Genomic DNA, 11649 nt, shown 5'->3' on the forward strand with positions numbered 1-11649 from the left:
CTTGTTTTTACCATTAGCATATAGTTGATTACAATATGCTAATGACTAAAAAATTCCTAATTGATAATTGATAATTGAGAATGCAGAATTAGTAAATTAATCAATTAATAAACTGGGATTGAGAATTGAGAATTGAGAATTGAGAATTGAGAATGCAGAATTTAGAATTAGTAAATTAATGAATTAATAAATTGGGATTCCGAATTGAGAATTGAGAATGCAGAATTTAGAATTAGTAAATTAATGAATTAATAAATTGGGATTCTAAATTAATAATTGTTTGAGAAATTCTCAATTCTATATTATACATTTATTATTTGGTTAACTCAACATTACTAGGCTTGTTTTCACCATTAGCATATATAGTAATCCTCTTTTATTTGTGTATAATAATCTCACTGCTTTTAGGGAATAGGGAATAGGCAATGGGCAATAGGTAAGACTTTCAAACTTTCCATGTTTTGAGACCTTTTTTAACACTAAAGCTTGAGTAGGTGGGAGTCTTATACTAATAATAGTATGGCATAAAAATTTTTTAGTTTGTTGCCATTCCTATATAACACAAAATTGAAAATTATAGTATGGATCTTCTATCAACATTTCAATAAATTGAAAAATTATGTAATATTAACAGATCATCTAAGATTTTTTTTGAATTTTATCAAATGTTTGTCATAGTGAAATGGAAAAGGTTTCGAGTATTTACTATTGTAGGGTTAATACTAACATTTTTGATTAGTTGCAGTTCTCCTGATTCTAATTTAAAGACTAAAGAAATTGAATTTTGGACGATACAACTTCAACCTCAATTTACTAATTATTTTAATCAGTTAATTGCTGATTTTGAAGCCGATAATCCTGGTTTATCGGTGCGATGGGTTGATGTACCTTGGTCTGAGATGGAAAGTAAAATTGAGAGTGCTATTTTGACAGAAACTCTTCCAGATATTGTTAATCTTAATTCCAGTTTTGCACATTTATTGACTCAACCTAATGCCTGGTTAAATTTGGATACTATTTTATCAGATTCGATTAAGAATGAATATTTGCCTAATCTTTGGCAAGCTAGTCAGATCAATGGTAAAAGTTTTGCTATTCCATGGTATTGTACGACAAATATAACAATTTATAATTCAGAGCTATTTAAACAGGCAAAAGTCGATCAACCTCCAAAAAATTATATAGAGTTGGCTAAGGTGGCAAAACAAATTAAGGAAAAAACTGATAAATATGCTTTTTTTGTTTCTTTTTCACCACAAGGAGGAAATGAAGTATTAGAGTCTTTTGGCAAGATGGGAGTTGAGTTAATAGATGTTGATGGAAAAGCTGCTTTTAATACTCCACTCGGTGAGGCAGTTTTTAAGTATTGGGTTGATTTATATAGGGAAGGTTTATTACCAGAGGAAGTATTGACACAAGGAATTTCAGCAGGGGAAGATTTGTATCAAGCTGGGGAAACTGCTATGGTATTTTCTGGTCCAGAATTGATTGAAGCTATATCTGAAAATACACCAGAAATTGGAAAGGTTTCACTCCCAACATCCCAAATTACGGGTAAGAATGATCGGAAAAATATAGTGTTGATGAATTTTGCTATTTCTAGTAAAACTCAACTACCAGATCGAGCGCTGAAATTTGTTTTGTTTATTACTAATTATCAAAATCAAATGGCTTTTACTCAGGAGACTAATGTTTTACCTTCTACAACTAAGACTTTAGAAAATAGTTATTTTCAAAATATTTCTCCTGATGCTTCTACTCAAGATCGGGCGCGAGTTATTGGTGCTAATCAAATTTTTGAAGCAGAAGTTTTACTGCCATCTGTTAAAAATTTGGATAAGTTGAAACAAATTATTTATCAAAATTTGCAGGCGACTATGTTGGGAGAAAAAACTATTGAACAGGCGATCGCTGATGCGGCATCTGAATGGAATAAGTTATAGTTTTTTATGCTTAAAATTTGGAAGTTCCTGATAAGTAGTTGTGCCAAATTAATTTTCTAGTTGAGAGAGGCAACAAGCAATAGTTCAGTAATTAATAATTAATAATTACCTCTTCTTTTCAAGAAGAGGATTGGTTAAAAGGGAAATTTTGTTCTTTCAAATTTTCTGGCTCACAGATAATCAAAATATTCAAAATATTCAAAAATTTTTCCTAAGAGCAAATACAAAAAAATTTTCATCTTGTGACGCTTCCACAAATTTTTGTTTTCCCCCAATCAAATCTTTACCGAAACAATTAAACAATTAAACAATTAAATAATTAGATAATTTAGGTTTAAAGCTTTCCCAATCAAGGGGAAGAAAATAAATTTTTTCCTTTTTGGTCAATCCTCTCCCTTTTAGGGAGAGGTAATTATCCATTATCCATTATCCATCCTTCCCTAGTACAAAATCACAAATATTTTCATCTTGTGAAGCTCCTGAAAAAAATCCCGCGCCACAGGATTTTCTGTTGCACCTTCACAATTTTTGTGATACCATAAAGAATATAAGGGGCTATTCGCCTATACGCATGACTTTTTATTCAATCAAATTTTCTGGGTCAGAGATAATCAAAATATTCAAAATATTCAAAAATTTTTTCCTAGAGCAAATATCCAGAACAATTTTCATCTTGTGAAGCTCTTGAAAAATTATTCTTTTCCCCAATCAAATCTTTCCATCTATAATCTTCCGAATGCCAAATCACAAATATTTTCATCTTGTGAAGCTCCTGAGAAAAATCCCGCGCCACAGGATTTTCTGTTGCACCCTGACAATTTTTGTTATATCATAAAGACTAGATTTGGTTATTCGCCTATAGACATGACTTTTTATTCAAATAAAAATAATATTATTTCTGATTTGCTACGCACTATTGAGGCAAACGTTCAGGTGGTAGAAAGGAAAATCAATGAAAGAGAAAACGCATAACCAGTCCATCTGCCAGGAACGGAGGCAACTCCGTCTAGGTCAGAGGCAAAACCTAGCAAGAGAAAAACTAGGAATGCTTGCGCTGTGAGGTTTAAAAGCCAGCGCTCTACCGTTAGGTGAACTTCGGGAGGATATCTCGCTTCCCTATTCCATAGAGATACTGATAACTGATAACTGATAACTGATAACTGATAACTGATAACTGATAACTGATTAAAACCAGCCATACTCCTTGAACAAATCATGTACAGGATCTAGGTCATCTTTAGTTAATAGACGATAGTTAACAAAGTGAACCTTATAATCGTGAACCTTGTAATCTGCTCCTGAAGTTTCTTTTCTTAAGACAGAAATTGTTGTCTTAACAGCATCATAACCAATCTGAAGACTGGACTGATCAATAATTAACTGTAAAGGACTATTGGCATTAAGTAGCATTTTGGCTTTATCTTCCGACAGATCCAAAATTCCGAATACTTTAACTTTATTATTGAAGCCAGATTCTGTTACTGCTTTAAGTGCAACTTCCGTTGCTAGATTTGATCCTCCCCAAAGTATCTGAATATTAGGATTATTTTCAAGTAGTTTTTCGATTTTCAAAATATCTCTATGAGAAGCAACGCTAACGGAGTCAACAATTTTAAACAAGATACCCGATTCGTTGAGCGCTTTAGATACTCCTTGAAGATAGGGATAGTGGCGATCGTAGAAAGCACCATCAACTAAAGCAATCTGAACCGATTTTGAGGGAGAATTAGTCAGTAAATTATCTTGAGTCCATTGTGCTAGATACTGACCTGAATCATAGCCCATTTGGAAACTATCTCTATTATAGCAAGCAATGGCTAAATCTTCTGCATCCTTATGATCAAAGCAGAAACCCACAGTGACAATAGCTACTCCAGCATCGCTAGCCCGTTGAAGTGTATGAAGTGACTTAACGGGATCTTCAGGTGTTAAGATAATCCCATCCATACCATCGTCAATCAACTGCTCAATTATTTTGGCTTCATTCTCTACACCACCAGGGTAATCAATGCCCCAAACTTCCACACGACGGTTAGCAGCACGACGCATACCCAATTCGTATGCATCGGAAAGACTGTCATACTCTTGATCTTCTTGTGACCTGAGCAAAGCTATCCGTAAACGAGGTAATCGTGCTTGTTTGATATGCTGTTCCCAATTAGGCATCCTCTTGGTTTTCTGCCAATTTTTAGCCTGTTTAATCTGAAATATTGACCACATTTTTGCTCCCCACAAATCGGCCCCTTTTAATTGTGCTTCTCGTAGATTAGTGGGTTTTAATTGCGCTCCTCTTGTGTCAGTTGTGCTACTTAAATCGGCAAAACGCAACTTGGCATTTTCTAGATTAGCTTTATAAAAATTAGCCCCCTTTAAATCCGCTCTATTAAAATTCGCTGATTGTAAGTTGGCTCGATAGAAAATAGCATCATGGAAATTAGCCCATAAGGCTGTAATATTAACTAGATTAGCTTCAGAGAAATCGGCTGTGTAAAGGTTAGCTCCATACAAATTACTGTTGTCTAACTTACTATCTTGGAGTATGGCATTCTTGAGGTTAGCTCGTGATAAATTTGCACCTTGTAAATTGGTCTCCCTTAGATCGGCATCTTCTAAATTAGCCTTAGCCAAGTTTACACCCTGAAGATTACTCCCTCGTAAGTTAATTCCGACAAGATTGGCACCTGAAAGATCAGCTCCTTCTAGATTTGAATGAGAGAGATCCATTGAATGTTTATTAACCTTAAGTGAACTCTGAGTAATAGATAAAGATTGGCAAGGATTAAGGGTAATATTAGCCATTTTTGCTCCGACTGCTTCTAGTCCTGGATTACCTTGGCAACCTTTACTATTTAAAAGTTTCAAAGCAGCAATACGTCCATCACTATATTTATGGTTAGATTCTTCACGCAGAACCTTTCGAGCTTCTTGTATCTTCTGTTCGTTTCGACTAGGTATACTAATTACATAAGACACCACGGCAAACAACAGTGCGCCCTGACTTAAAAGACCTGCTAACTTAAGTAAAGAAATATTTTTCAGCCATTCAACAAAATCAGAAATTTTCGCGTCTAAAATAGAAATGGGTTTCAGTATTTTAGGTTGTTTTAGTCTAGCCTTTTTAGGACTGCTTTTATATTTTTCAGAGCTGAGAGATTCGAGGTAACTTATTTCTGCTTGTAAGTTTTTTTCTTTTTTATCCATTAGTTATTTTTCCTATAAATAAACCAATAATAATTAGGGTTTGCTGAAAAAGTCTTATGGGTGAGGGTAGGAGTCAGGAGACAGGAGACTCGAGACTGGAGGAGTAAGGAATTTAGAGGAGACAGAAGGAAGAATTTAATTCGTGATTTTTCTGCCAATAGTCAACCCTTTCATCCTAATTTTATGCAGCTCTAAGGAGCAAAAACTTGTACTTTTTCAAGACCTAAAACGGTTAAAAACTTTATCCCTTTATCTGTCAATGCTTTAAGATTTAATCAGCAAACCCTAATTAATTCATTATTCAAATATATACCTTAATTCATCTTTCTTTAAATGTTTAAATCCTTGAGGAGTTAAAACATTTATTAAAACTAGGTCGGAGGACTGAGTTCTGCCTTGAGTAAAATCAATTGAAACACCACCTAGATCAAATTTGGAAATAGTAACCTGCTTTAAAAAACTATCACGATTGATTTCTCCTGGTATTGTTTGGAGGATTTTTAAAGTCATTTTTCCTACAATATATCCTTCTAAAGATACATGATCAAACTGGCTTTTTAGCCTAGATTTTGCTTCTTGAACAATAGGTAAATTAGAGTCTAATGAGGGAACAACTTGGGTTATAATCACTTTGTATTTAATCCCATATTCTTCTAAGTCGAACTGTAATTCTTCTTGATTGGCAAATGACAGGGAGGAAATGAACCAATCTTCTCCTTCTTCTTGAGCTAATTTAATAAATCGTGCGATATTAGTGGAAGTTCCTGCTGTAACGACTAATCTACAGTTTATTCCTGTGTTTTTTTCCCACTGTTTTAATGAGTTATAACCTTCCTTTACATAGGGAGTATTACGGGGATAAAATCCTACGGGACTAAGGAAAGGATTGTCTTTATTTCCCTTTTTTTTATACTCTAAAACTTGGTCATAAATATCTAATATGTTCTGTTCAACCTGTGCTTTTAGTAAAGCGTTTCTGACTCCTTTCAATCCCGATATTCCATAGCTGTCATCTTGAACATAAGCACAGATTTGATATGGTTTTACTCCAGCATCTAAAGCCATTTTAATCACTGTTTCTATTTCCTGTGCATAACTCGCACGATAATTAATAATTAGTTGAGATTGGGAACGCAAAAGTTGAGAACCAGTAAAAAAACCAACGGCAGGAATATTGTTTTTCTTTAAAATTGGCAATGTTTCTTTTGCAGTGGGTGTACCGACATTTCCAATCATCAAAAAAATGCCAGATTTAATCAACTCTTGTGTCTTTTGATGAGCAACTGGAGGCTCATAATAATCATTTTCAAAGATTAACTTGATTTTTTTTGCCTGTACTAATTGATCATCAAGTGCAGCTTTTAAACCAGATTTCATCTTATTCCCTAAAATCTCTTCTTTTCCTTCTAACGCGAGGATAGAACCTAGTCGAATTATTTGGTGAGTAATTCCTTCTTCGGGAATTGTATTATCTGGTAATTTTTTGCAAGCAGTAAGTCCTAATAAGCTCAGACTAAAGCCAACATGAAAAAAAAATTTAAAGGTCAAATAAATCTGAAAATTCATAATAAGTTGTTAATAAAAAAAATCTTCATTTAACACTTGATGTAACTTTTTATAAATATCAATTTCATATTCGTTCAGAGCATAGGTAAGCATTCAGCTATTAGCTGTCAGCAAGAGCGCAAATAATGAACAATTCCTTATATGTTTAAAGGAGTATACTTTATTCGTAACTTTTAATTCTCGTTGAAGATTAATTTCTCCTTTAGGGTAAGTGAGATAATAAGTTGCGGGACTTATACCTAACTGCTGATAGCTGACGTCTGAATGCTCGTAAGCATAGTCTAAACAAATTCCCTCTTCTCATATCAAGGGTGAAAAAAGAATGTTACAAATAGTTGAGTCAACTAAAGTAGTTTAAGTCAGATACAAATTTACTAGAATAGATTTTTTCATAGCAAAAAATGATAATAAAAACTACTTATACTGTAGGGAAGAATGGCTATTCGCCCCTACAACTATTGACTATTGACTACTAGAAACAGTTCAAATATTTGTAGCAACAATTTATAAAATTGGTATCAGACGATTAGCACTTCATGTTCTCCATCAACAGAAAATATTTAAACGTAGTCTTAGTCAAAAAATGAAGCAAGCTGCTATGAGCAATAATTACATGATGATTAATCTCAATGCTTTTTGTCAACCCTCTTATTAAATGAATTTGCCCTGGTTCTACACAGGGGAAAATCTTGAGCAACGGCCAAGTTTCTTGTCTGAGGAAAACCATCATCAAAATGACTATAAAAGTAATTTTGATGATGTGAACATAGTCTCCCATTACAATCTTTTTTTTCTCAAAAATAGGCAGCACAAACTTTTATACTTTTGCCCCTTTTCGAGTACAATTAAGAATAAGTAAAAGAATCAAAGACAGTTTTTAGCGGAAAATAAAGGTATAAAGCCTCTCCATTCATGGAGAAAAAAGCGGTTGAGGGATGGCGAGGAGACCTCGCCATATCCAATCAACCAAGAGAAGAAAAAAAATTCCTTTTAGCCAATCCTCTTTTTTATAAGAAGAGGTAATTATTAATTATTAATTATTAATTATTAATTATTGAATCACTATCTTAGTTAACTTAAAGGGACTATTCTTCCTCCTAACTCTTCTGTATAGCAGTCGAAGTAAAGGTTAGGACATTTCTAAAATCCTGAAAGCCTTTGACAGTTTACTATTCCCTATTCCCTATTCCCTATTCCCTAGGGCGTAGCGCTATAACTCCCATTTCTCCTGTACGTCGCCAATCCAACGGCTCCCCTACCTGACTCCTACCTGAACCCATAATACTTATTCAGCAAACCCTATTTATAGGTACTGATAACTGATAACTGAAATGACTTCGATGTTTGCTACTCCCTACTACCTATCATAACTTCTTTAATACTATTTAAAATTAAACACTGAGGTGATGTAGCTGATTAAAAGTATTGGTTTAGGTATGAAATTTGATTTACTTGACAAACTTTTAAATCAGTAATTGCCTCAAGAGCAAATCAATATTTGATTAAATATCCGTATAATAACTGACGATATTTAGAACTTTTTTAAGTAAAATTAGATTGAGTTGATAACTTGAATAAATACTTTTAGAATTATTAAGTTAGAGTTTTGAATGAGATGAAATATTTATAATTCAGTAGTTAGTTAGCTAAATTATTTCTTATAGACTAAGCTAATTGTCTAATTGTAATTATCTCTTGAGAACTTTGATAATTTCATCAAAACAGTTATCTTAATCAATTTGATTAAATTTGAATTAAGGTTCAGCAACATGACAGATATTCATGTTTTGAGAAGTATTATCTTAAGAATATCGTCAATCAGGACTGCATTGATATTGATAGAGTATTAAAAATGGTTACTAAAACAAAACAGACTACAGCCAAATTTTTTAAAGATTTAATCCGTCTGATACCTAAAGAATTTAGTGGTAAGTTAGAACTTCAAAATTCAGAAGAACAAAAGTGGCAATTATATTTTAATCGGGGATGTCTATGTTGGGTAACAGGTGGTAATAGTGCTTGGCGAAGATGGCGCAGAAATTTAACTCAATTTTGCCCTTTGATTTCTCTGGAAACTCTAAATTTATACACCGATGATGTTTATGAAAGCTGGCAATATTACATAGTTAAGATTTTACTGAAACAAGAAAAAATTTCACTCTCGCAAGCTATTTCTATAATTAATAATACCTTGGTAGAAGTATTGTTTGATTTAATTCAGCAGGATAATTTAGATACTTTACAGGTTACTTCTATAAGTTGTAATCTACCACCAGAAATGATGCAACCTATTTTTCGTTTAAGTATCTATGAAGCTTTTGAAAAGGTTAAGCCAATATGGCAAGGTTGGTGTGAGGCAAATTTACATAACTATTCTCCTAATTTAGCACCTGTATTGAACAAACCTGAAATTCTCAAGCAATACACATCTAATACAATCTATCAAAAATTTAAGGCATTAATTAGTAAACAACTGACATTGCGAGATTTGGCTTTTTACTTAAAGCAGGATTTATTAAGTCTGACTAAAAAATTAATGCAGTATGTTACTAAAGACATAATTAAACTTACTACTTTGCCCGATATACCTGCATTACCTGCAGTTAAAATTGATGCCTTAAAAAATCAAGTAAAAAAGATTGAAAAAACAAATTCACGTTCTCTAGAAACTGCCAAAAATTCCATCTCTGTAGGTAAAAAAAAATTAATAGCTTGTATTGATGATTGCTCGATCATTAATACAGTAATGGGTAAAATAATTACGAAAAATGGTTATCAATTTCTTGGTATTCAAAAATCGACGTTGGCTTTATCTACTATAGTCAAAGTTAAGCCAGATTTAATATTTTTGGATATAGATATGCCTGTTATTAATGGTTATGAAGTCTGTAGGCAAATTCGCAAAATACCAGATTTTAAAAATACTCCTATCGTAATTTTAACTGGTAGAGAAGGTATGATTGACTGGGTTCGTGCTCAGTTTGTGGGATGTTCTGACTTTATCAATAAACCAATCAGTTCAGAAAAAATTGAGGCGATTTTTAATAAATATCTAGGTTCAAAAAATACTAAATATCTAGATTCAGAAGAGACAAAAATACAATTCCCATCAGCAGAGACAAAAATACAACTCCCATCAGAAGAGACAAAAATACAATTCCCATCAGCAGAGACAAAAATACAACTCCCATTAGAAGAAACAAAAATACAACTCCCATCAGAGGAGTCTTTAGTTGCTGCTAATTGTTAGAAAATGACCCAACAAATATAGGGAACCACATAAGACAATTAAATTTTCACTCTCAGTAATAGCCTCTTCTACAGCTAGTCTTAGATTGGAGTAAACTTGACAAAGTGCTAATTCTGTGCAAATATCCTGAGCCATAGTGCTAAGTTGCTGCAAGTCAGCAGAACTATGGTCTGGCACAGGAACTAAGTAGAGGCGATCGCCCGATCTAATTAGTGCCCGAAAAATTTCCGAATGTTCTTTAGTAGACAATATACCCATAACCCAACTGACAGATGGATAATTAAGTGTCCTGACATAACGCCCCAAGACTTGGGCAGCAGCAGCATTGTGGGCACCATCAATTAATAATTTGCGATTTTGCCATGTAGTCCATTGCAAACGTCCTGGCCATTTAGTTTCAGCTATTCCTTGTTTAATTGCTGCTGGAGAGACTTCCCAACCTTGTTTTTCCAGCACTTGAACTGTGGCAATAGCGATCGCTGAATTTATCAACTGTACATCTCCAAACAATGGCAATGTATATTCAAGATTTTGATAAGTAGCTACTGGCAATGAGTTATTTTCCTGACTTTCTTCTAATAACTTAGCTGGTTCTACCCAAACAGCAGGGCACTCTAAATCAGTAATACGTTTTTCTACTACTGTTTTTGCTTCTGGGGGTAAAACTCCTACGATGGCAGGGCATCTTGGTTTAAGAATACCTGCCTTTTCACCAGCAATATGACTCAAAGTAGGACCTAATCTTTGCCAATGTTCCCAACTAATAGAAGTAATAACAGTTACCATTGGTTGCTGACAAACATTCGTTGCGTCTAGTCTACCTCCCAAACCTACTTCGACAACTGCTACATCTACTTCTTGTTGGGCAAAATATAACCAAGCAGCGGCAGTAATAACTTCAAACTGAGTGGGTGAAGGTTGTTCTGGTAGAATGGCTGCTTCTACTTGTTCTAATAATTGTTCTAGTATATTGGAGGGAATTTTTTCTTCGTTGATGCAAATACGTTCTGTCCAGTCAACGAGGTGGGGTGAGGTGTAACGTCCGACTTTATATCCTGCTGCTTTGAGGATGGATAAGAGGTAAGCGCAGACGGAACCTTTGCCGTTTGTGCCGGCGACATGAATTATGGGTACTTGCAGATGAGGGTTGCCTAAATTATCTAGAAGTTGGTAAATGCGTTGGAGGCCAAGTTCAACGCCGAAATGTTCAAAGCGTTTGAGGAAAGAGTCTATGGAATTCACAGTTTTTTATAGCAGTTAACTATCAGCTTTCAGCTTTTTTTGTTTACATAATAATTTAGAGCATCGCAACGGATATTGGAATTTTAATTTTGTTGAAACTCTCGCCGAAATCTCCAATGTTATAGTTTTGAGTAGTCGATGAAAGATACTATCTGTCTGCCTTAATCTGAAAAATGGTACTACAGGAAAACCCCCCCCAAATTTTTATGCTAATTAAATTTTGAATTTTAATTTTTCCGAGACTTGAGCCGAAATCTGCAACGTTATAGTTTTGAATAGGAGCTTGAAGATACAATCTTGTTACCTGACTCTGAGAAATTCAACTACAGGAAAACTCCAAAATTTACTGATTTTTCAATTTTGAATTTGAGTTTTGCCGAGACTTGAGCCTAAATCTGCAACGTTATAGTTTTGAGTAGTCGATGAAAGATACTATCTGTTTGCCTA

The 11649-nt window shown here is 33.9% G+C and carries 6 protein-coding genes and 1 pseudogene; 3 read left to right on the forward strand and 4 right to left on the reverse strand.

What is annotated here, in order from left to right:
* Positions 1-665 precede the first annotated feature (665 nt).
* Complete coding sequence (locus tag F6K40_RS21315) at positions 666-1943, forward strand: ABC transporter substrate-binding protein (RefSeq protein ID WP_293139111.1); 1278 nt, start codon at positions 666-668, stop codon at positions 1941-1943.
* A 929-nt stretch (positions 1944-2872) separates the two neighbouring features.
* Here F6K40_RS21315 and F6K40_RS21320 read toward each other — a convergent pair.
* The 3 genes from F6K40_RS21320 to F6K40_RS21330 all read right to left on the reverse strand — a co-directional run bounded on the left by F6K40_RS21320 (position 2873) and on the right by F6K40_RS21330 (position 6692).
* Positions 2873-3142, reverse strand: coding sequence for a hypothetical protein (locus F6K40_RS21320; protein WP_293139112.1), 270 nt, complete (start codon positions 3140-3142; stop codon positions 2873-2875).
* On the reverse strand, positions 3129-5144 hold the full coding sequence (locus F6K40_RS21325) for a pentapeptide repeat-containing protein (protein ID WP_293139113.1): 2016 nt from the start codon (positions 5142-5144) through the stop codon (positions 3129-3131). Before F6K40_RS21325 ends, F6K40_RS21320 begins: the two co-directional genes overlap by 14 nt.
* Positions 5145-5441: 297 nt before the next feature.
* The gene (locus F6K40_RS21330) at positions 5442-6692 is read right to left on the reverse strand and encodes an ABC transporter substrate-binding protein (RefSeq protein WP_293139114.1); all 1251 of its coding nucleotides are present in this window, start codon (positions 6690-6692) and stop codon (positions 5442-5444) included.
* A 535-nt stretch (positions 6693-7227) separates the two neighbouring features.
* Here F6K40_RS21330 and F6K40_RS21335 point away from each other — a divergent pair.
* Together F6K40_RS21335 and F6K40_RS21340 are read left to right on the forward strand one after the other, a co-directional pair.
* Positions 7228-7365: pseudogene (locus F6K40_RS21335) on the forward strand (ISAs1 family transposase); the annotation flags it as partial.
* A gap of 1197 nt (positions 7366-8562) precedes the next feature.
* Positions 8563-9960 (forward strand): response regulator, encoded by a 1398-nt coding sequence (locus tag F6K40_RS21340; protein WP_293139115.1) that lies wholly within the window; start codon positions 8563-8565, stop codon positions 9958-9960.
* Here F6K40_RS21340 and F6K40_RS21345 read toward each other — a convergent pair.
* A complete protein-coding gene (locus tag F6K40_RS21345; protein WP_293139116.1) occupies positions 9940-11202 on the reverse strand; it encodes a bifunctional folylpolyglutamate synthase/dihydrofolate synthase in 1263 nt (420 codons plus the stop codon). The two genes, F6K40_RS21340 and F6K40_RS21345, sit on opposite strands and share 21 nt — an antisense overlap.
* Between the last annotated feature and the right edge of the window lie 447 nt (positions 11203-11649).

The organism is Okeania sp. SIO3I5 (assembly GCF_010672085.1).
GTDB lineage: Bacteria > Cyanobacteriota > Cyanobacteriia > Cyanobacteriales > Microcoleaceae > Trichodesmium.

Bases quoted from the DNA above. Each gene is read 5' to 3' on its own strand.
- F6K40_RS21325 (WP_293139113.1), bottom strand. From the start codon at position 5,144: ATGGATAAAAAAGAAAAAAACTTACAAGCAGAAATAAGTTACCTCGAA.
- F6K40_RS21340 (WP_293139115.1), top strand. From the start codon at position 8,563: ATGGTTACTAAAACAAAACAGACTACAGCCAAATTTTTTAAAGATTTA.
- F6K40_RS21320 (WP_293139112.1), bottom strand. From the start codon at position 3,142: ATGGCTGGTTTTAATCAGTTATCAGTTATCAGTTATCAGTTATCAGTT.
- F6K40_RS21315 (WP_293139111.1), top strand. From the start codon at position 666: ATGTTTGTCATAGTGAAATGGAAAAGGTTTCGAGTATTTACTATTGTA.